The sequence below is a fragment of the Ignatzschineria indica genome, assembly GCF_003121925.1.
GTDB lineage: Bacteria > Pseudomonadota > Gammaproteobacteria > Cardiobacteriales > Wohlfahrtiimonadaceae > Ignatzschineria > Ignatzschineria indica.
In genome coordinates this window covers 163,153-184,584 of the sequence record NZ_QEWR01000002.1, presented here as the reverse complement: position 1 = coordinate 184,584, position 21,432 = coordinate 163,153, and the positions used below count along the sequence as shown (strand labels likewise).

Below are 21,432 nucleotides of genomic sequence, written 5' to 3'. Positions count from 1 at the left end.
ATTTATGATCAGATTCAATAATCAGATTAAGTAATCAAATTAAGTAATCAAATTAAATGATCAAATTTAGAGGGTAAGTTAAGGGCATAGATTAAATTTTGATGAGCTTAAGAAAGTTTTCTACTGTGGATTATTCGATTGAAGTGCTGCTTCAATAAGATCTGCACCCACTTGACCTTGGAATTTCTCCCATACAGGACGAACCGCATCACGCCATGCTTCACGCTGCTCTGGAGTTAGGTAGATAATCTCTGTTGTACCAGCATCAATAATACTCTGCTTATCACGCTCGTTAAGTGCTGCTGCTTGATTATTCACCTCTACCGTTACTTCAGCAATAATATCGGTCAATTCATTACGAACATTCTCTGGTAATCCATTCCAGAAATCGGTATTTGTGATCAACATATAATCGAGAACACCATGATTTGATTCAGTAATGTGAGATTGTACTTCATGAATTTTTTGTGAGTAGATATTGGTGTATGGGTTCTCTGCACCATTTACAACCCCTGTTTGTAACCCTTGATACATCTCGGCAAAAGCCATTTTACGAGGATTGGCACGAAGTGCTTTAAACTGCTCATCTAATACCGCAGAGTTCTGTACACGGAATTTAAGACCGCGCGCATCTCTTGGAACATGAAGCGCTTTATTAGCAGAGAGCTGTTTCAAGCCATTATGCCAATAGCCAAGACCGGTAATTCCTTTATCTTCCATACTTGTTAGAAGTGATTGCCCTGCTTCAGATTGCTGGAATCGATCTAATGCTTCCATATTGTCGAAGAGGAAAGGAAGATCAAAGAGTTGAATCTTCTTCTGGAAATGCTCAAACTTTGCAAGAGAAGGCGCCAAAATATGAACATCTCCTACAAGCAATGCATCCATCTCTTGTCCATCACCATAGAGAGATGAGTTCGGATAGACCTCTACTTGAACCTGACCTGGGAGACGCTCTTCTGCTAATTTCTTAAAGAGCAATGCTCCTTGCCCTTTAGGGGTGGTGTCTGCAACAACATGTGAGAATTTAATCACGATCGGCTCATCCGCATGTGAAAAACCCATGATTAAACCACCAACTAAAACTGAAGTGGCGATTAGCCGCTGAATTAAACGATTCATAACTCCTCCTAAGATATTATGATTACTTTTATCAAAAATATTATCGAAAATACTCTAATGAAAAGATCTGCAATATTTAAAATCATCTGCACTTGGCTGATAATCTCTCCTATTTGTCAGATCAAATAAAAAATAGTTCAAATAACAATCAATCGTTAATGAACTAAAAATGAGACCTTATGAAAAAACCTCATAAAGAAGTATTGTAGAGAGATCTGAAAAATCACAAATGGGGGAAGATCATTAGAAGAAGTCCCGAAAATGAACTCCCGGGAATGATGGTTCTACCAATATGACTACAGAGCGTATCGATCGCTCTGCTCTATCCTCATTTGATTTTTCGACATCTTAACGTGTCTTAATCTTTGTCTCTTACTTTTTATACGCTTGTTAGATCCCGTCTAAAACGGGTATGAGCCATTTAAGGCTCATCTTATTACTCATATTACTCTCGTATTGCTCGTATTATTGCTCATGTTATTGAGTATGTTATAGGGCGCATTTAGGTCGTACTATAGGTCTACTATGCATCCACTATGCATCTCTTAAAGAGATTCTCTCTAACACTTAAATTGAACATAGCATAAAAAAGGCGCCCTATAGAAAATATTTTATGGGTAAAATTAACCTAGATCACCTCCTAAACGGCTTATACCCTCTAATTCAAGGATATAGACTTTTCCCGGTTGAGTCGATTGCAACAATAAGAGGCAACTTTTTAACCTCTAAGCGTCGAATCGCTTCAGGGCCTAGATCCTCAAAGGCAACCACTTCAGCAGCAATAACACACTTCCCCATCAAGGCCGCAACACCACCAATAGCAGCAAAATAGATCCCATTATGGCGCTTTATCGCCTCGATTACCTCTTGACTGCGACTCCCCTTTCCAATCATTGCAACTAATCCCGCAGCAATCAGCTGTGGGGAGTACGCATCCATTCTACTTGCAGTTGTCGGGCCGACAGAACCAATCGCTTCTCCAGGTTTCGGAGGACAGGGGCCGGCATAATAGATCACCTCTCCCTCAACTTCAATCGGTAGCTTCTCTCCTCGAGATAACATCTCACTCATTCTTTTATGCGCCGCATCGCGACCTGTATAGAGTGAACCTGTCAAATAGATAAGATCCCCTGCCTTTAAAGAGTTGATCACCTCTTTTGTCAGTGGCAATTTCAGCTCTCTTCCTGTTGTAACTGCTCCTGACTGATCTCCTGATTGAGCCACGGACAACGAATCTCTTGACTGCTCTCTTTGCTCTCTTTGCTTCATTGCCTCCCCTCCTACAAAATTCCTTCCGCATGCCGATTAGCATGACAGCCAATATTAACAGCAACAGGAAGACCCGCAATATGGGTAGGATAGAGATTAATATTGACAGCTAATGCCGTTGTCTTACCACCAAAACCGGCAGGACCAATCTCTAACTCATTAATTTTCTCTAACAATTCCGCTTCAAGCGAAGCTAAAAAGGGATCTTCATTGACAATATCGATCGGCTTTAAGAGTGCTTTTTTACTCAAAAGCGCTGCTTTTTCCATCGTTCCCCCCACACCAACCCCCACAATAATAGGCGGACATGGATTAGAACCGGCATCTTTAACCACTTGAAGGATAAATTCCTTTACTCCTTCAAGACCATCACTCGGTTTTAACATCTTCAGCTGACTCATATTTTCACTCCCAAATCCTTTGGGCGACACCGTTATTTTCAATTGATCACCGGCAACAATCTCATAATGGATCACCCCCGGTGTATTATCTCCTGTATTGATGCGATCAAACGGTGTTTTTACAACGGAATTACGTAGATATCCGCGGCGATACCCTTCTCGAATACCGGCATTAATGGCATCTTCTAGGAGTCCACCTTCAATATGTAGATCTTGCCCTAGCTCCACAAAAACAACGGTCTGCCCCGTATCTTGACACATCGGCCGGCGCTCCCTCTTCGCTAGATCAGCATTGTCGATAATGGTCTGCAAAATATTACGTCCTAAAGGGGAGCTCTCATTTTGCATACAGCTTCCAAGACAACTATAGATATCATCACTCAATGAGGTATTTGCCTCAATAGAGAGCTCTGCCACCAAATCGGTAATAGCGGCGACATTAATTTTACGCATTACTCCTCTCCTCTGTTAAGTTGACTGAAGAAGCTAATTGAAACTGAAAATTGACAAGTGGGCGATGTTGCTGTGCGCCGTAAACATCCTTCTCCCCTAAAGCACCTGAAGAGATTGGCCGAATGATTGTGATCTTCAATGCTTTTGCCGGATCAAAATAGACAACATTGAGAACCTTGTCGGGCGTGATTCCATAGAGATCTGCAAAAGATTCAGCAGTGATAATCTTCGCTGCCTTACATCGCTGATAAAATGCCTCTTCAATAAAGATAATATCGAAGCAGAGTTCAAAGGGGCCGGCATTCTTACTCCGTATTACCGATGCAACCTCACGTAGAGTGTAAGTGGTCATCGCTTGCGATGCACCTTGATTATCTTGATTATCTTGATGACCTTGGCTACCTTGTTTTCGAGTTAACATCCTACTCCTCCCCCAATAGTTCTTTGAGTACTGCATTGAATACTGCAGTGAATGGCGTCTTGAATAATTTCTATAGAGCATATAGAGCAGTTAAAGAACTGCTCTTTTTCTAAATTATGGCGTCGATTCATCCCTATTTACCCCCATCAATTTCAAGATATTCAATAGGGAAAAGCTGACTCTCCGACTCAATCTCTAATAGATGATAGAGCGAAAATTGGTAGACCTCTCCCATCTCCGCATCTGAAGGAGAGAATGGAAAAGCAAGATTTCCCGCTGTTGAGATCCGCCCCTCATACCCAAAATGAAGCGCTGTACTACGTGCAAAACCACAGATCGCATTCGCCTCCTCTTGTGTCGGTGCGCATGCTTCAATCACAATACCTAACTCTTTAGGTGGCTCGCTCTCCTCCTCTTTTTCTGGCAGTAGAGAGATTCCCCCTTTCCCATAAATATTGAAATTGAGATCAAACTCCCCAAAATCACTTCCGGAGAAATTATCAATCACACGTTCTTTTACCGCATCTAAGATCTCATCGATCTTCTCAATCATCACAGGATCAGAAACGCCGGCAATGGAGATGGTGCGATACCCTCTCTTTTTAGCCCCTTCTAACTTAATAAAATACTTTTCAGTAGGATCAAATGTTGTTCCACTGACTGCTACACGGCGATCATCAATCTGTGTAAATTTTGAGTTCGTTAGATTGAGTGCCCCTCCAGGTCCTGGTAGATGGTAAGGATCTGATTTTTCATAGAGGGTATGGGCGGCGACAGAGAGCGTTGTACAGCGTCGATTATCTGCCAAAGGCTCCACAATAAAATGATCTTGTCGCAATGTTCCTAACATACTATCACTACCACTTCCCGGTAATGCTGCAATTGCCGCACACTCTAAAATTTTCCCTAAATGGAGCGATAAGGCGCGATCAAACCCCTCTCGAATTGCAAATGCCGCAAAGAGTGAGGGATCATATGCTCTACCGGCAAGAATCAGATCGACACCCTGATCAAGTGCCTCGATAAAAGGCGCTTCCCCCATCTGCCCGACAATGGCACTACTTGCCAATAATTCCGCTTCGGTTAACTCTTCTGCCGGCGCTAAGGGAGTAATCTTTCCCGCGTGTAATGCCGTTAAGAGTACTTCTTTCGGTAATTCACTATTGATAAGAGCTATCTTCAATTTCAGATGCTCCTCTACTAAGATCTCTTTGATAATATCAAGCGTAAGTCGCAGATGTGATTCTGCACCAGCACCTCCAGCTGATCCGATAATAATAGGGATTCCCGCACGCTTTGCCGCCGGGATCATAATCTTCAGATCTCGCTTTACAGCAGCCCTATCGGTAAATGATTGCCCACTTCCTAAGTAGAAAGGTCCTGGATCTGTTGAGCCGGCATCTACAGCGATCACGTGGGGATCACGCGCCATCCCCTTCTCAAAAGAACTTAAAGGGAAACCATATCCTAAAATTGCTGTAGGAGACAAGATTCGTAATTCCTCTAATCTCCCTTCTCTTTGCTGATTATCTACCATTATTCCTCCTCACATCTCTCATCCATCTCTCAATCCATCTCTTTTTATCTGCGACTAGATTATGATCGATATCCGTTCTCTTAATTGATGAATGTATTGAATTATTTTTAACTTCTATTTTCTAAAACCTACAAATATTGAGTCACTAAAACCTCCTGCCAAAGCGCTTCAAGCACCCTACTCTCCTACTGCAAAATACTCTAAACAGAGAGAGGCTATGATTTTACTGAGCGTCTCCTCTGTATTGGTCATTACCCGTTTATTTGATGTGGCAATATAGAGATTAGTAATAAGTGAGGGAGTATGAATCCGATGCATCTGAATATTCTTCTGCTCCTCTTTTGGCAATAGATCGATCCCTTTACTTGAAAAGATCGTACATCCCATCTCTTTTGCCACTAATTCAAAAGTTGTTCGAACACTATTGACCTCTAAAATAAGATTGGGCTTAGAAGCTATTTTGATCATCTCGGTCTCAATTAACCGGCGATGCCCATTGGGATATGCTGGCAATATAAGGGGCAATGTGGCTGCTTTCGCCAATGAAATCCCCTGTGATGTTGCACCGACCTCCATTGTGCAAGGTGCTATCAGATAGAGACTCTCTTTTAAGAGAAAAACAGCATCAAGATCCTGCATATGAACGGGATTATAGATCAGCCCCATATCGATTATGCCAGTGATAATCCCCTCTTCAATGGAGACTGTCGATTCCTCAATGACGCGTAATTTTGCCTTAGGCATTAACTCATGGAAAGTACGAATAATTGGTACAGAGAAGTATCGCGCTAAAGTCGGCGGAAAACCGAGTGATACATTCCCGGCAAGTTCTGCCCCCGAGACAGATTCGACCGCTTTTTCTAACTGCGTTAAGATCTTACGGCAATGCTCTAAAAAGAGATAACCTGATTCCGTTAATGTCACACCACGACCATCTCGAATAAGGAGATTCTTCCCCAAATCAACCTCTAACTGTCGAATCTGTCGACTCAAAACAGAAGAGGAGATATCGAGATGATTCGCAGCTCGAGTAAAACTCCCAAATTCTGCCACATGGGTAAAGTAACGTAACTGCTTTAGCTCGATCTGATCACTCTTTCTCATCCTACACTCCTAATATGAACGCTCTTCTGGTGGTATGTAGGAGACTTCATCTGTCAATGTAAAGTTTCTGACGGGACGATAATCGATTGTCACCTCTCCTGCTTCATCGACCCAAGCTAATGTATGCTTCATCCATCTCTGATCATCTCGCTTTGGAAAATCTTCCCGCGCATGCGCTCCGCGTGACTCTTGACGATTATAAGCGGAAGCTACGGTCGTTAATGAGCATGCTAAAAGATTGGCAAGCTCCAAGGTTTCAACAAGATCTGAGTTCCAAATAAGGCTACGATCATAAACTTTGATCTCTTTAAATTGGCGATAGGCTTCTAAAATTGAATCATACCCCTCTTTAAGAGTCTCTTCTGTTCTAAAGACAGCAACATCTTTCTGCATCGCTCGCTGCATCTTATCGCGAAGCTGCGCCGTTGCGATAGTGCCATCTGCAAAACGAATCTGATCAAACCTTTCTAAAAGATTGATAACCACCGCTTCAGGAACTTCAGGCGTCGCACTATTAGGATCGATAATCTCCGCGCAACGCTTTGCAGCAGCACGGCCAAAAACGATCAGATCTAAGAGTGAATTTGAACCTAAGCGATTCGCGCCATGAACAGAGACACATCCCGCTTCACCAAGTGCCATCAATCCTTTCACCACAGAGTCAGGGTTGTGATCTTTAAGCGTCACTACCTCACCATGATAATTGGTCGGAATCCCCCCCATATTGTAGTGAACTGTTGGAATCACAGGGATTGGCTCACGCGTTACATCTACGCCGGCAAAGGTCATTGCGCTTTCAGCGATGGTCGGAAGTCGATCAAAAATAATCTCAGGACCAAGATGCTCTAAATGGAGATAGACATGATCCTTTAAGGGGCCAACCCCTCTGCCTTCACGAATCTCTAACAACATCGAACGAGAGACAACATCACGCGAAGCTAAATCCTTGGCATTAGGCGCATATCGCTCCATAAATCGCTCCCCTTTGGAGTTAGTTAAAAATCCACCCTCACCGCGTACCCCCTCTGTGATCAGACAGCCGGCACCATAGATGCCGGTAGGATGAAATTGAACAAACTCCATATCTTGTAATGGTAATCCTGCGCGCGCCACCATGCCGTTACCATCACCGGTGCAGGTATGTGCTGATGTTGCCGAGAAATAAGCCCGTCCATATCCTCCTGTTGCCAATACTGTCATCTTGGCTCGAAAAACATGAATCTTACCCTCTGTTAGATCCCATGCTAAAACACCACAACACTCACCATCGATCATCAAAAGATCGAGGGCAAAATATTCAATAAAGAACTCCGCTTGATGCTTTAAACATTGCTGGTAGAGCGTATGGAGCATTGCATGCCCTGTTCTATCAGCGGCAGCACATGCTCGTTGTGCCGGCGCTTTTCCATATCGTGCCGTCATTCCCCCTAATGATCGCTGATAGATTTTGCCATCTTCTGTTCGAGAGAAAGGCATACCATAATGCTCTAGCTCTAAAATCGCAGGAATCGCCTCCCGGCAGAGATATTCGATAGCATCCTGATCTCCTAACCAATCGGAGCCTTTAACCGTATCATACATATGGTAACGCCAATCATCTTCGCCCATATTTCCTAAAGCGGCAGAAACACCTCCTTGTGCGGCAACAGTATGAGATCGCGTCGGAAAGACCTTTGTGACACAGGCGGTCTTCAATCCTTTCTCTGCCATACCTAGTGTCGCGCGTAAACCCGCTCCACCGGCGCCGACAACGACAACATCATATTGGTGCTCAACAATTTGGTAATCTTTATAGCTATACCGCCCCATCTTCTCTCTCCCTCTGCTCTTTCCAATTCATGTTTTTAGTTCACGTATTCAATCTTGTTTGTACGAAATTGATAGATTCAAACCTGACCTATCTACTCTTGATTAATCATTACAATAACTATCCCCATCTACTCCCTTTATCCTCTAAAAACTCGCTCAATCAAAGTAATAGAAGGGCTATAAGAGAAACTCACGATGCCATTATCAGCTACCCCCTTCTTCCGCACCCATAACAGAATCTTATAGAAAAGATTGAGTTAAAAAGCTAAGAAGCATTGATCATTCAACTGATAATAGATCTTTAATAATCAATACTTAGGTTTAACCATCTTTTTGATCTCTTATAGCCCTTATTCATTTCCCCCGTTATCTCCTTTAGGTACTCAAAAAAGATTAGAGGCATTATTGAGGAGATTACCTCTTATGTCGCTGCACTGATAATCCTTATAACCCTTATAGTCCTTATAGCCCTGTAAATAGAGTGACTTACTATCAATCTGACGCACTACTACTATTACTATTAATATTGAGTGCCGCCTCAATAAGGTGCGGACCAATCACCTTCTCATGTTTCTTCCATACGGGCTCCATTGCCGTACGCCATTTCACTTTCTGATCAGGTGTTAAGGTGATCACTTCTGTACTTCCTTCGGCAATAATATTGGCCTTGTCACGCATATTGAGATCATATGCTTGGCGATTTACCTCAGCTGAGACATCATCTAAAATTTCACTTAGAGTCCGCTGAATCTCTGCCGGCAAGCTATCCCAAAATTTCGTATTTGTAATAACCATATAGACAACGGGTCCGTGATCACTCTCGGTGATATATTTCTGTACTTCATGTACCTTCTGGGAGTAGTAGTTGGAGTAGGTATTCTCTGTACCATTAACAACACCTGTTTGCAGTCCTTGATAAACTTCAGCAAAAGACATCTTACGAGGATTCGCTCGTACTGCTTTATATTGATCTTCTAATACATTAGATGCTTGCACTCTAAACTTTAATCCCCTCGCATCCCGCGGTTTTTTTAACGGCTTATTGGCAGACATCTGCTTCATTCCATTATTCCAATAAGCAAGGCCGGTAATACCGGAGTTCTCCATACTCATCAAAATTGATTTGCCAGCATCGCTCTTTGCAAATTTTTCAACGGCATCAAAGTCATCAAAGAGAAATGGAAGATCAAAAAGCTGTGTCTGCTTTGAGTAATACTCCAATTTTGAAGTTGAGGGCGCTAACATATGGACATCTCCAATCAAGAGTGCATCTAGCTCCTGCCCATCACCAAAGAGGGATGAGTTAGGATAGACCTCCACCGATACCTTTCCGGGGAGTGCTCTCTCGACAGCCTCTTTAAATAGAAGTGCCCCTTGCCCTTTAGGGGTCTGTTCAGCAACTACATGAGAAAATTTAATAACGATCGGCTCATCTGCCCATGCACTATTGATACTACTGATGCCGGCAAATAGTAGTGCGCTACTCAATAATGTCGTTGAAATAGATCTCTTAATCGATTGTGTCATTACTTCTATCATTCCATTCTCCTTTAATAAACTACATACAAGCTTTTAAATCTTCTTTAAAGTTTCTTTAAAGTTTTTTAAACGTTCTGTAAACGCTTGATGTAGAATGTGATTATTCACTTCATTATTTTTTAATTATTATTAATTACTTATTGTTATTATTTTTTTAATTATTTGTTTTAGTTATTTTTTTAATTGTCTATTTTTACTACCTATTATTTGTTACTTAGCTACTGCTTGTTTTACGGCCGTTGTTTACTACCTAATGCGCATGATGCTATTGACCTCCTCTTTCCCCCAATATTTTTAACATTTGCAATATTTCCCTAATAACCTTCTTACTCGTTTTATCGATTAGTCTATTCTTCACTGAGATCGATCAACTCTGTTAACCTCCTCATTGTCTCGAGCTCTTCCAAATTCCAAACCATTGCCATTAATGCCTTTGATTGCCTTAAAAGATGCTGATCTCCTGAAAAATGGAGAAGTCTTTGAAATTTCTCTTCTAATTCAAGCTGGGTTAATGGGTTTTCTGGATCACCTTTAGGGTAACGCAACATAGATTGATAGCGTCGACCCTCCTTCGTCTCTACTTCCACCCTTCCACGCCACTCTTTGGGATAGGCAGCATCAATATCAGGATCTAGCACCATTGAGACCTTTTGACGAAAAGCGATAACATCTCGATCTGTTAAACTATATTGATCAAACTCAAAGAGCCCTGCTCGCCCATGTACCGCTAATAATCCTAGTACACTCCCCATAGAAAATTTAGCTTGATGGATACTTTGTGGTTCAGTCACTGCCCCTAAAACATCAATTGCAGCTTGATGAACAAAGGCCTCAACTTTAACGATATCGTGATAAGAGAGCCCTTCATCATTTAAGAGTTGTAGCAAGGCATCTCCGGCAGGATGGGTATGGCGACATGAAGCGTGATATTTAAATGAAGTTTCAATGGCAGCCCACCTTACTCCTAATCCGTCACTTAATGCGCTAGGATTACTCTCTTCTGACATTCCAGCAGCAAGCCCTTGCACCCCTTCTAAACTATTCTTTGCCCCTTTGAGTCCCATCTTTGTCATATAGGCTGCCAGCAATCCATTAGCATTCGCCTTTGCTGTATGCAGCTGCTTTGAGTCAGCGGCATCTTCAAGAAAGGCCCAAATGCCGGCAGATTGAGTCGCAGCATTACCTATTAGATTGAGCATCTCTTCAAGATTAAAATTCATCAACTTACCCACCGCGATCGCTGCAGAAATCGACCCGACCGTTGATGTTGTATGAAAAACACGATAGTGAGATCTTCCTAAAAACTCCCCTATTCGAATGCCTGCCTCATACCCCATTGTGGCGGCTAATAAAAATGCCTCACCCGATGCATTAAGATCTTCACTTGCAGCAAGAAGTGCCGGAAAAACGACAGTGGCGGGATGAAAAACAGAGCTATTATGCAGATCATCTTGCTCTAAAAGATGACCACAAGCGCCATTAACAAGTGCCGCAAAATAGGGGCTACTTCCCGCGCTTAACTGATTATCTGAAGTATCTTTTGAATTGAAAATAGTACTCGATCCTTGAGAGGGGCCCATCATTGCTGCATATTGCCGAAAAAGATCACTGGGATAAAACTCTTTTCCTGCCAATGCCGATCCTAACCAATCTAATGTTAAAGCTTTCATCCCCTCGATAACGTAACTTGGGAGATCTTGATACTCTGTTTCTACCAGATATTTTGCTAAACGTAGCGTATGTTGTGATACCTCTGGATAATCGGGCGCTATTGTCTGTTTCTGCTCTTCACTTCTCTCCATCATCACTTATCCTTTGATACTTCTATCTTATTGTTATATCGATCTATATCGGTCTATATCGATGCATATCGTTACATATGGTTGTATGTAGTTGCATATGGTTACTTATTGCCACTTATTGTCACTTGTTGTTATTTACAGTTATATATTGTTGTATAACGTTATGCATTACCATATATTGTTATTATTCATATTAACCATATTTGATTAGTAATCATTGACCTTCTCTTTCACTGAAGAAAAGATCTCTTTCTCCTCTTAGAAAACAGACTAGCGATATTTTTGAGGACTGCATAGTGCAAATTATGGATTACAGATTTGCATTTATAGCAACGAAGAGAGAATTGAAGTAGGTGAGAATAGAGATCAAGAAACATAGATCTGAATGGAGATTACCCCGCTCTTATCCTAAAATTGAGGTACAATACCTCCTCAAAAGAGATCACACAGTGATCCGCCAATCAGCGAGACACTACCCCCTATATTTGAGATAAAATTTGCCTATGACCCAATTAAATCAGAGACCCAAAGAAGGAACGACAGAACTCGCAGCAGTCTTAATCTCTGTGACACAATCGGAAGCAAAGGTGTTGACCGTCGATGCTGGAAAGTTACTCCCCAATGGGCCACTGACACCGATTCATCGCTCATTGCAAGCGGGAGTCCGGCAATGGGTAGAAACGCAGACAGGTCGACCTTTAGGATATGTTGAGCAACTCTATACCTTTGTAGATACCAATCGTAAAACCTCTTCTGGCCACTATGTGATCTATATTAGTTATCTTGGATTAGTCCGAGAGGAAGCTGATGAAGAGAAAAAGATCGGCGACAATAGCGCAATATGGTGCAACTGGTATCAATACCTTCCTTGGGAAGATCATCGCGAAACGCCTCCTCAATTTATTGAAGAGACCTTCTACCCCATTTTTCGTCATTGGATCAATGCCGGTAATACCGTTGCAGAACAGAAAGCACGTGAACAGCGAGTCAAACTCTGTTGGGGAATTGCGCCTTTTACGTGGAATGAAGAGTATGCCCTGCAGCGTTATGAATTACTCTACGAAGTGGGTATTCTACCGGAAGCAGGTGCTGATGTTGCACTCCTACCTAAAGAGATTATAGGTCAATGGATGGCTCATGATCATCGCCGCGTTTTAGCCTCTGCTATGGCGCGTCTACGAGCAAAGATCAAGTATCGACCGGTAATTTTTGAATTGATGCCCCCCACTTTTACACTCCTACAATTACAGCAGAGTATTGAGGCACTCGGTGGTGTAACGCTTCACAAACAGAACTTTCGCCGCTTTATCACGCAACAAGAATTGATCGAAGAGACAGGAGAGCTCGATCAGAGCGGCCCTGGAAGACCCGCTAGACTCTACCAATTTAGAGATGATGTTCTTTTAGAACGCTCCCTCTCCGGCAGTAAACTCCCTATCTCTCGTTAATATCTTATTTAATATCCCATGAATCTCCTGCTAAGGCCCTCTTGGTATCTGATTAGATCTATAACCATAATACCTAGGCGACAATAGTTTACTCACTCTCGCCGAATCTAACTGCTGCTTATGCCGGCCCTACATGTTGAAAGAGCCTCTGATCCTGAAGCAGATCGCCGGAAGCCTGCACGTTTACACTCATCTTTTCAGAAAAATCGAGCATTCGATTAAGGCTTTTAACCGCACCGACTCTGATTGCCTCATCCACTTTGATCTCATTACTACCTAATTTCAAGGCATCTCGTAACTTTGCCAGTGAGTTCATCGCCATCCAAGGACACATCGCACAACTCTTACAGGTAGCACTCTCTCCCGCAGTAGGTGCAATGAGTAGCTCCTTATGGGGAACCGCCTGTTGCATCTTGTAGAAAATGCCCCGATCGGTCGCTACAATAAAGCGTTCACTGGTTGAAGCTTGTGCTGCCTTAATCAATTGGGAGGTTGAGCCGATCACATCTGCTTGCGCCAATACGGATGCCGGCGATTCTGGATGAGCTAAAACTGCGGCATCAGGATGCTCTTTACGAAAGAGCGCTAAACTATCCGCTTTAAATTCATCATGAACAATACAGCTTCCCTGCCATAAAATCATATCTGCGCCGGTCTGCTCTTGAATATAGTGTCCAAGATGCTTATCAGGACCCCAGATGATCTTTTCACCCGCACGATCTAATTCTCTGACAATATCGAGCCCAATAGCTGAGGTGACAACCCAATCTGCTCGAGCCTTTACCTTGGCACTTGTATTAGCGTAAACCACAACCGTTCGATCAGAATATTGATCACAAAATTGGGAGAACTCCTCTTCTGGACAGCCCAGATCTAAAGAGCAAGTTGCATCTAGATCCGCCATTAAAACACGTTTTTCGGGGCTTAAAATCTTTGCAGTTTCTCCCATAAAGCGAACCCCCGCAACGACTAACGTCTGCGCTTTTGCATCCCGCCCAAAACGGGCCATCTCAAGCGAGTCAGCTACACAACCTCCCGTCTCCTCAGCCAATGCTTGAATACGAGGATCGGTGTAGTAATGCGCCACCAACACGGCATCTTCCGCTTTAAGAAGCGCTTTTAATTCCGCAATCACCTTCTCCTCTTCTTCTGAAGTGAGTGCGACCGGCACTTTTGCTTCTGCTTGGTAAATTTTAACCGATCCAGCTTTAGTCGGTTGAATATAGTCGACCCATTTTGTTACTTCCTGATTCATGGCAATCATCCTTCCTCTATCACATTCCTTAAACTTCTTTTTTGAATCGTTACCCCCTCAGTGGCTCATTTTTAGCAATATATATTGTGATTTAATAAATAATTGAACACCATGGAGGTATATACTCATTTTGAGCATATATCGAATTTTGCGGAAGAACAAGCTTTTTTATAAATTATTACGCTATAAAGAAAAACTTATCCCCCTATTTAGGGTAATTAATTCGCTCATCGCGCACTGAAATCCCCACATGTATATCTATCATTCACTACGACTCATGAAAATAAAGATTGAGATTCTTAAATTTAATCGATATGCTCATATTGAGCATTAATATTAATAAACTGAGCATCAAAAGCATCAATTTGAAATATAGATTTGAATAAAGAAATTGGAATGAGGAGTTCTTATGACATCGCTTGCCGCCCTTCCCACCCCATTACTACGCCCTTTTGTTCAACAGGCCCTAGAAGAAGATTTAGGTCGTAGAGGCGATCTTACGAGCGCTGCATTGATTGAAGCAGATCGATCAAGTCAATTAGCGATCGTAGCAAGAGAGCCAGGTGTTATTGCCGGCATGGATCTTGCCCGATTAGCTTTTCAAGAGATTGACCCTTCGATCTCTTTTAGTGCCAAAATCGATGATGGGGAAAAAATTGCCGCCGGCACTCTCTTAGCCGAAGTTGCAGGAAATGCACGCGCATTACTCACAGCTGAACGCACTGCTCTCAATTTTTTAACTCATCTAAGTGGAATTGCCACAGAGGTTGCCACTATTAAAGAGATCGTTGCCGATTACCCTGTTGAGATCACCTGTACCCGTAAAACCATTCCAGGATTACGGATATTACAAAAATATGCTGTACGCGCCGGTGGCGGACGCAATCATCGTATGGGGCTTGACGATGCAATCTTAATCAAAGATAACCATATTGCCATTGCCGGTGATATTACAACTGCAATCCAACGTGCAAAAGCTTTTGCCGGCCATCTCATTCCGGTAGAAGTTGAAGTCGATACTTTAGAGCAGTTAGAACTTGCCCTCAAAGAGGGGGTTAATCTCGTATTACTCGATAATATGAAGCCCAATGAATTACGAGAAGCTGTCAAATTAGCAAAAGGCATCTGCCAGACAGAAGCTTCCGGCGGGATCTCTCCTCACAATGTCTTAGAAGTTGCACAGACAGGTGTCGATTTTATTGCCATGGGTTGGATTACCCATAGTGTAAAATCGCTCGATATAGGCCTCGATTACACACTATAAGATAAGAAAAGAGATAGAGAGAAGGTCTAAATAGTTGAACCTCAAGAAGTGATTCTTGAGGTTTTTTATTGATCTTACTACCTCTTTTATGAGTAGACCCACCCAGTCGATGATAACGCCCATATCTTAATGATTATTAGAGGGCCTGAAGATCCTTATATCGCATATTTTGTTCTCTTGATCATCTTATCTGACTCCTATATAGTTAAACATACAGACATGTATGTTTATTCAATTAGCCACTCATTAAACCCATTAACTATTAGTGGCTCTTACTATTTTTTATCTATCTAATTTCTAAGTTAACTTATAAGCTAATTTTAAAATTGAATGAGTTAATTAACTAGCTCATTAGATCATTAACTTATTAACTGACTAACTCAGAGTTAGCTTAGAGATTTCATGTAAAGATTATCAATATCGGCTTAAATACCAATAACTATAAGGAATTATAAAGGGAGTTATAATGGATTCAATTGTTATTATCGGTGGCGGTCAAGCGGCTGCTTTTGCGGCCTCGACTCTAAGAAAAGAAGGCTATGAGGGGAAATTAGCGATTATCTCCGATGAGGATCGTATTTTCTATGAACGCCCTCCTCTTTCAAAAGGAATTCTTAGTGGCGAAGAGACATTAGATAAACTCTACTTTTTCGATCAAGAGAGTATCGACAAACTCAATATTGAGTGGCATAAACCGATGCGTGCAACTGAGATCGATCGTCAAGCAAAAGTTGTCAAAACCGATCAAGGCACTACTCTCCCCTATGATAAGTTAATCATCGCAACCGGGAGCCGTCCTAGAGTTCCTAATGCTCAATGGCTCACTTTTAAAAATAGCTATACTCTTAGAACAGTGGAAGATGCGCTGAAACTCAAAGAGAGATTAACTGATGGAAAGAGACTTACCATTATTGGTGGAGGCTGGATCGGATTAGAAGTTGCCGCAACAGCTAATAAGCTCGGATTAGACGTCACTCTTTTTGAACGTGAAGATCGCCTCTGCAGTCGCAGTGTTTCTCCTGAAGTCTCTGCCCATCTACTGACGCTCCATGAAGCAGAAGGGACTACTATTATTCTTAATGCCAAAGAGATCGAGATCACAGAAGAGAGCGATGGCATCTTACAAATTCAAAGTGGCGATATCACAATAGAAGCTGATATCTTACTGATCGGTGCAGGAGCAGAGATTGCAACAGAGCTTGCTGTTGCTGCAGGACTCGAAGTAAAAGGGGGAATTGTAGTAGATCATTATGGGCAAAGCTCTGATCCCGATATCTATGCTGCCGGCGATGCGGCAATCCACCCTCTTATCGGCTTTACAACACAATCTTGGGCGCATGCACAGCAACAAGCAGAAAAAGTCGCAAAAGCTATTATTGGGCAGAAAGATGAACCATATCAAGAGGTTCCCTGGATCTGGTCAGATCAGTATCATCACAATATTCAAATTATGGGCTTGCCAATTGAAGAAGAGAATCAACTCGTTATTCGAGAAGATGGCGATAAAAAATGCTTTATCCATCTCGATAAAGATCAGAAAGTTCGCTCTATTGTTGCCTTCAATGAGCCTAAAGCAATTGGTGTTGGACGCTTCTGGTTTAGAAAAGGGGCGCCCCTTGATCCCGAGCAACTGCAAAATAGCGAGATCGATCTTATGAAGCTTCGTTAGTAGTCTGATGGCTTGATGGCTTGATGGCTTGATAATCTTAATTTATTAAGACAATAGAGAATCATTGAAGGGCAACTTTTGTAAAGAAGTTGCCCTTCAAAACTTACTCTCCAAAGAGTATTACTCGTCAAAGATAGCGCTTCAAAGATTGCGCTTCAAAAGGTATTGATATTCCTCACGCGTCATTTTGTTGATCAAAAAGGGGTCATAACCGATCAAACATAAAAAAAGCCTAAACAGAAAGGAGATCCTGTTTAGGCGAAAGCACTTTAGTCAAAGTGTAATGAAGTCATGGAGTTATACTCTATTAATTAACCCTTTAGGGATTGGCTTTTCTCAAGAAGGTCTAGCGCAACATCAACAATCATATCTTCTTGCCCACCCACCATTTTACGCTTACCTAATTCAACCAAAATATCGACTGTCTTAAGATCAAAGCGATTTGCAGCATCTTCAGCATGACGAAGGAAGCTAGAATAGACCCCAGCATAACCTAATGCTAATGTCTCCCGATCAACACGGACAGGACGATCTTGCAGAGGACGAACAATATCATCTGCTGCATCCATTAAACGATAGAGGTCAGCATTATGTTTCCATCCCAATTTATTAGCGACAGCAATAAAAACCTCTAACGGCGCATTTCCTGCTCCAGCACCCATACCGGCTAAACTCGCATCTATTCTATTAGCGCCCTCTTCTACCGCAATAACAGAATTTGCTACGCCTAAAGAGAGATTATGGTGTGCGTGAATACCGATTTCAGTTTCAGGTAGTAGGATATCTCGAACAGCACGAACTCGGTCACGCACATTATTCATTGTCATAGCACCACCAGAATCAACGACATAGATACAGGTAGCCCCATAATTTTCCATCTTTTTAGCCTGCTGTGCTAAATTTTCCGGCGTCGTCATATGGCTCATCATCAAAAAGCCCACTGTGTCCATTCCTAACTCACGAGCGTAGGCGATATGTTGAGCGGAAACATCAGCTTCCGTACAATGAGTTGCAACACGCACGACTCTTGCTCCGGCATCATAAGCCTCTTTGAGATCTCGAGTGGTACCGATACCGGGGAGTAAGAGAGTGGCAATTTTTGCATTTTTAACCACATCAGCCGCCGCTTCAATCCACTCTCGATCAGAATGAGCGCCAAAACCGTAGTTAAAACTTGAACCTTGAAGTCCATCCCCATGAGCGATCTCAATACTATCAACATGTGCATCATCTAGAGCTTTCGCAATAGATCTCACATCTTCTAGAGAGTATTGATGCATGATAGCGTGGCTACCATCACGGAGGGTTACATCTGAAATATAGAGTTTCTCTGGCATTCCCATCTTATGCCTCCTTTTGAGCAAGTAAATTGAGAGCAATCTTTTCTGCAGTCGCTAAAGCAGCTGAAGTCATAATATCGAGATTTCCGGCATAAGCAGGAAGATAGTGTGCTGCGCCCTCTACCTCAAGATAGACAGCAACTTTCAGTCCGGATCGATAACCGATTCCTGGTAGATTGAGTGGCTTATCTTCTGGAATCACCTCAAATTGTACATCTTGCTTTAAACGGTAGCCTTTAACATATTGATTGACCTCAGTAACCCTCTTTTCAACAGCTTCCCGGATCTGATCTTGATCTGCATTATCGGTAAAGCAATAGACGGTATCTCGCATCAATATCGGCGGATCAGCAGGATTGAGAACAATAATAGCTTTCCCTTTAGTTGCCTGGCCAATCTCCTCAATTGCACGAGATGTGGTTTCAGTAAATTCATCGATATTTGCCCGTGTTCCTGGTCCGGCTGAAAGACTACTAATAGAGGCAACAATCTCTGCATAATGGACCTTTGCCACAGAAGAGATTGCCGCAATAATGGGGATAGTCGCCTGTCCACCACAAGTGACCATATTGACATTATTCTCAGCAAGATGCTCTTCAAGATTTACAACAGGTACACAGTAGGGGCCGATCGCAGCTGGCGTTAAATCGATCATCTTAATTTCCGGTTTTAGCGCTCGAAGAACCTTCTCATTATGAAGATGAGCATTGGCTGAAGTTGCATCAAATACAATCTCAATCTCTTCAAAATTGGGGGATTTTACCAATCCCTCTACCCCTTCATGAGTTGTATTAACTCCACGATCTCTCGCCCTTTTCAATCCATCTGATGCAATATCGATACCAACAACTGTATCGATCGCCACATTGACCCCATTTTCTAACATCTTAATCATCAAATCGGTGCCGATATTGCCTGAGCCGATAATTGCAGCACGTACTTTCTCTTTCATCATTCCTATCCTTCTATTGTTCTTCAAGTTCCGAGAGTCTAATGACCTCTCTACCCGGATGAGTAGCATAGAGTTTCATCACTTGATCTTGTCTTCTTGCTAATGTTTTTCGTTGATTAATATAAGCTTTATCTGTTGTCTCTCCCGATTCTAAACAGGGGAGTGCGTCAAGAATAATGAGACGCTTAATATGGCGCGATGAACCACTATTCTCTTTATAGAATTGATGCATACGTGTTAATAGCTCTTTTCTAACCTTCGGATGCTCTGAAAGCTCTGTAACATCGAGTTTCTGTTCCGGATCATCGGCTAATAGATAGAGCTCTTTTGTCGGGAACATCATGGCGCTTGCATATTTTTGGTCATGCCCTGTAATGACAAAATCGAGGGCATAAGGAGAGAACGCATCCACTAAGAGCGGTCTTAAAACACCTGCCGATACCCACGTTCCGGTATTAAGCTTAAAGTCTTCCGTAATACGTCCATCAAAGATAATCCCCTGCTCTGGACGTTGGGGATTTGCTAAATAGCCGGCATCTCCAGTGTAATAGAATCCTTCCTCATCAAAAGCATTCTCCGTCATAGCGGGGTCACCGAGATAACGGGTAAAGATAAACTCCCCACGAACACGCATCTCATACTTCTCTTCATTCGGGACAAACTTTACCTCAACCCCGGGAACAGGTAGACCAATATTTCCAGGTCCATCAATGGTGTAATGAACATTAGTAATAACAGGTGCCGTCTCTGTTGTTCCCCATTCTGTTGCAATAAAAAGTGGTGTTGTACGACAGCTACTTGCCACCTTTTCTAATCGATTCCAGGCGACTTTAGGCAATGCAGCTCCGGCATAAAAGAGCAGCTCTAATCGACCAAAGAGCGCCTCTGCTAACTCTTGGTCCTCTTCTAAATAGGGAAGTAAGAGTTCATAACCTCTCGGGACATTAAAATAGAGCGTCGGCTTAACCATCTTAATATTCTCAACGGTTCGCTCAATTTTCTGATCGGTTGCCATACCATCATCGATATAGAGACTTCCGCCATTACGCAAAACAATATTAAAGTTGTGATTAGAGGCAAAAACATGACTCCAAGGTAACCAGTCAACTACAACAATCTCACTCTCTTCAATAAAGCGCCAACATTGAGAGATCGCTTGCTGATTAGAACAGAGAACACGCTGCGTATGAACAACAAATTTAGGATCTGCCGTTGATCCTGATGTCATAAGATAACGGGCAACCGTATTGGGGCCAACCTGTTCAAAATAATGGTTCACTTCCTCAGTTTCCGTCGCTTCTAAGAGCGAATCGAAAGTAACTGCTTGAGGAAAGAGTTCCGCATTTTTCTCAATAATAAGTCGGCTATCGACCTCAACGCCCCTCAGTGCCTTCTCATACTTGGCACCATCATCGACAAAAACAGCAGAAGGTTCTAAAGTATTTAAAATCCAATTAAGGCGAGAAAAGTCAGTAGGACGCAGTGAATAAGCAGCTGAAATTGTCGCAACAGGAATCCCCACATGGTAAGCCGCTAAAGTAACCAATGCTTGGCTCAATCCATTCCCTGATAGAAAGACAATAGGATGGCAAGTTGGCATCTTTAAATTAAGTAGACCTTGTGCGATTCGCCCCACTTTATCACGTGTTTCTGCGTAGGTAAGACTCTTCCAACCATCGCCCTCTCTTTCGGAGAGAAATGGATGATTGGGTTTTTTATCTGCCCAATAATCTAACCATTCCCCAACACATCTTGCATATGGCTTCAGCTTCTCTGGAGATTTCATAATAAAGCTGCCATCCTCCCGATATTCACAGAGCGTAGAAGCCACTGCTAATCGTCCTACAGCCTCCTCTTTATGCTTCTCTTTAGCATAGAAAGATTTCAAAATGGTTGCTTTTACTAATCCCTGCTCTTGATCCAAAGTCCTACACATACTACTCCTCCGTTTTTAGATTGTCGGTCTACCAAGCATTGCCCCAATAACGACTCTCTCTACAACAATATTGTCGTAACAATAATGTCGTCATCGTTGTCAAATCGTATT

The 21,432-nt window shown here is 42.4% G+C and carries 16 protein-coding genes; 3 read left to right on the top strand and 13 right to left on the bottom strand.

The features are described 5' to 3' along the window. Window positions 1-120 precede the first annotated feature (120 nt). The 9 genes from DC082_RS01045 to DC082_RS01005 form a co-directional block, all read right to left on the bottom strand. Window positions 121-1,065 carry a TRAP transporter substrate-binding protein gene (locus DC082_RS01045; RefSeq protein WP_373296265.1) on the bottom strand — a complete coding sequence of 315 codons (945 nt, stop codon included), beginning with the start codon at window positions 1,063-1,065 and terminating at the stop codon, window positions 121-123. A gap of 720 nt (window positions 1,066-1,785) precedes the next feature. Then, entirely contained in the window at window positions 1,786-2,391 is a 606-nt protein-coding gene (locus DC082_RS01040; protein WP_109235367.1) for a Fe-S-containing hydro-lyase, read from the bottom strand. Window positions 2,392-2,402: 11 nt separating this feature from the next. Then, window positions 2,403-3,245 (bottom strand): fumarate hydratase, encoded by an 843-nt coding sequence (locus DC082_RS01035; protein WP_109235366.1) that lies wholly within the window; start codon window positions 3,243-3,245, stop codon window positions 2,403-2,405. Next, a complete protein-coding gene (locus DC082_RS01030) occupies window positions 3,238-3,666 on the bottom strand; it encodes a DUF4387 domain-containing protein (RefSeq protein WP_275665677.1) in 429 nt (142 codons plus the stop codon). The genes DC082_RS01035 and DC082_RS01030 overlap by 8 nt, the downstream gene beginning before the upstream one ends. 133 nt (window positions 3,667-3,799) lie before the next feature. Next, a complete protein-coding gene (locus tag DC082_RS01025) occupies window positions 3,800-5,203 on the bottom strand; it encodes an acyclic terpene utilization AtuA family protein (RefSeq protein ID WP_109235365.1) in 1,404 nt (467 codons plus the stop codon). A 177-nt stretch (window positions 5,204-5,380) separates the two neighbouring features. Beyond that, window positions 5,381-6,307 (bottom strand): LysR family transcriptional regulator, encoded by a 927-nt coding sequence (locus DC082_RS01020; RefSeq protein ID WP_109235364.1) that lies wholly within the window; start codon window positions 6,305-6,307, stop codon window positions 5,381-5,383. A 9-nt stretch (window positions 6,308-6,316) separates the two neighbouring features. Continuing rightward, the gene (sdhA, locus tag DC082_RS01015; protein ID WP_109235363.1) at window positions 6,317-8,116 is read right to left on the bottom strand and encodes a succinate dehydrogenase flavoprotein subunit; all 1,800 of its coding nucleotides are present in this window, start codon (window positions 8,114-8,116) and stop codon (window positions 6,317-6,319) included. A 492-nt stretch (window positions 8,117-8,608) separates the two neighbouring features. Beyond that, the gene (locus DC082_RS01010) at window positions 8,609-9,655 is read right to left on the bottom strand and encodes a TRAP transporter substrate-binding protein (RefSeq protein WP_229821519.1); all 1,047 of its coding nucleotides are present in this window, start codon (window positions 9,653-9,655) and stop codon (window positions 8,609-8,611) included. A 347-nt stretch (window positions 9,656-10,002) separates the two neighbouring features. Further along, window positions 10,003-11,457, bottom strand: a complete 1,455-nt coding sequence (locus tag DC082_RS01005) for an MmgE/PrpD family protein (protein WP_109235362.1) — start codon at window positions 11,455-11,457, stop codon at window positions 10,003-10,005. A gap of 503 nt (window positions 11,458-11,960) precedes the next feature. On the opposite strand from DC082_RS01005, the gene DC082_RS01000 reads away from it, so the two are divergent. After that, window positions 11,961-12,905: an NUDIX hydrolase gene (locus DC082_RS01000; RefSeq protein WP_109235361.1), complete on the top strand. Its 945-nt coding sequence runs from the start codon at window positions 11,961-11,963 to the stop codon at window positions 12,903-12,905. A 118-nt stretch (window positions 12,906-13,023) separates the two neighbouring features. On the opposite strand, the gene nadA is transcribed toward DC082_RS01000, so the two are convergent. Continuing rightward, window positions 13,024-14,160, bottom strand: coding sequence for a quinolinate synthase NadA (gene nadA / locus DC082_RS00995; protein WP_109236152.1), 1,137 nt, complete (start codon window positions 14,158-14,160; stop codon window positions 13,024-13,026). A gap of 409 nt (window positions 14,161-14,569) precedes the next feature. On the opposite strand from nadA, the gene nadC reads away from it, so the two are divergent. Both nadC and DC082_RS00985 read left to right on the top strand, forming a co-directional pair. Next, window positions 14,570-15,424, top strand: a complete 855-nt coding sequence (gene nadC / locus DC082_RS00990) for a carboxylating nicotinate-nucleotide diphosphorylase (protein WP_109235360.1) — start codon at window positions 14,570-14,572, stop codon at window positions 15,422-15,424. Window positions 15,425-15,890: 466 nt separating this feature from the next. After that, entirely contained in the window at window positions 15,891-17,093 is a 1,203-nt protein-coding gene (locus DC082_RS00985) for an NAD(P)/FAD-dependent oxidoreductase (protein WP_109235359.1), read from the top strand. 311 nt (window positions 17,094-17,404) lie between these two features. On the opposite strand, the gene dmpG is transcribed toward DC082_RS00985, so the two are convergent. Genes dmpG through DC082_RS00970 form a run of 3 tightly spaced genes read right to left on the bottom strand, consistent with a single transcriptional unit; the run spans window position 17,405 to window position 21,321 of the window. Beyond that, entirely contained in the window at window positions 17,405-18,430 is a 1,026-nt protein-coding gene (gene dmpG, locus DC082_RS00980; RefSeq protein ID WP_109236151.1) for a 4-hydroxy-2-oxovalerate aldolase, read from the bottom strand. Window positions 18,431-18,437: 7 nt separating this feature from the next. Beyond that, complete coding sequence (locus DC082_RS00975) at window positions 18,438-19,388, bottom strand: acetaldehyde dehydrogenase (acetylating) (protein WP_189363292.1); 951 nt, start codon at window positions 19,386-19,388, stop codon at window positions 18,438-18,440. 10 nt (window positions 19,389-19,398) lie between these two features. Beyond that, window positions 19,399-21,321: a feruloyl-CoA synthase gene (locus tag DC082_RS00970; protein ID WP_109235357.1), complete on the bottom strand. Its 1,923-nt coding sequence runs from the start codon at window positions 21,319-21,321 to the stop codon at window positions 19,399-19,401. Between the last annotated feature and the right edge of the window lie 111 nt (window positions 21,322-21,432).

Excerpts from the sequence above, each read along its gene's own strand:
- DC082_RS01045 (WP_373296265.1), bottom strand. The coding sequence starts at position 1,065 with ATGGGTTTTTCACATGCGGATGAGCCGATCGTGATTAAATTCTCACAT.
- DC082_RS01040 (WP_109235367.1), bottom strand. The coding sequence starts at position 2,391 with ATGAAGCAAAGAGAGCAAAGAGAGCAGTCAAGAGATTCGTTGTCCGTG.
- DC082_RS01035 (WP_109235366.1), bottom strand. The coding sequence starts at position 3,245 with ATGCGTAAAATTAATGTCGCCGCTATTACCGATTTGGTGGCAGAGCTC.
- DC082_RS01030 (WP_275665677.1), bottom strand. The coding sequence starts at position 3,666 with ATGTTAACTCGAAAACAAGGTAGCCAAGGTCATCAAGATAATCAAGAT.
- DC082_RS01025 (WP_109235365.1), bottom strand. The coding sequence starts at position 5,203 with ATGGTAGATAATCAGCAAAGAGAAGGGAGATTAGAGGAATTACGAATC.
- DC082_RS01020 (WP_109235364.1), bottom strand. The coding sequence starts at position 6,307 with ATGAGAAAGAGTGATCAGATCGAGCTAAAGCAGTTACGTTACTTTACC.
- sdhA (WP_109235363.1), bottom strand. The coding sequence starts at position 8,116 with ATGGGGCGGTATAGCTATAAAGATTACCAAATTGTTGAGCACCAATAT.
- DC082_RS01010 (WP_229821519.1), bottom strand. The coding sequence starts at position 9,655 with ATGATAGAAGTAATGACACAATCGATTAAGAGATCTATTTCAACGACA.
- DC082_RS01005 (WP_109235362.1), bottom strand. The coding sequence starts at position 11,457 with ATGGAGAGAAGTGAAGAGCAGAAACAGACAATAGCGCCCGATTATCCA.
- DC082_RS01000 (WP_109235361.1), top strand. The coding sequence starts at position 11,961 with ATGACCCAATTAAATCAGAGACCCAAAGAAGGAACGACAGAACTCGCA.
- nadA (WP_109236152.1), bottom strand. The coding sequence starts at position 14,160 with ATGAATCAGGAAGTAACAAAATGGGTCGACTATATTCAACCGACTAAA.
- nadC (WP_109235360.1), top strand. The coding sequence starts at position 14,570 with ATGACATCGCTTGCCGCCCTTCCCACCCCATTACTACGCCCTTTTGTT.
- DC082_RS00985 (WP_109235359.1), top strand. The coding sequence starts at position 15,891 with ATGGATTCAATTGTTATTATCGGTGGCGGTCAAGCGGCTGCTTTTGCG.
- dmpG (WP_109236151.1), bottom strand. The coding sequence starts at position 18,430 with ATGCCAGAGAAACTCTATATTTCAGATGTAACCCTCCGTGATGGTAGC.
- DC082_RS00975 (WP_189363292.1), bottom strand. The coding sequence starts at position 19,388 with ATGATGAAAGAGAAAGTACGTGCTGCAATTATCGGCTCAGGCAATATC.
- DC082_RS00970 (WP_109235357.1), bottom strand. The coding sequence starts at position 21,321 with ATGTGTAGGACTTTGGATCAAGAGCAGGGATTAGTAAAAGCAACCATT.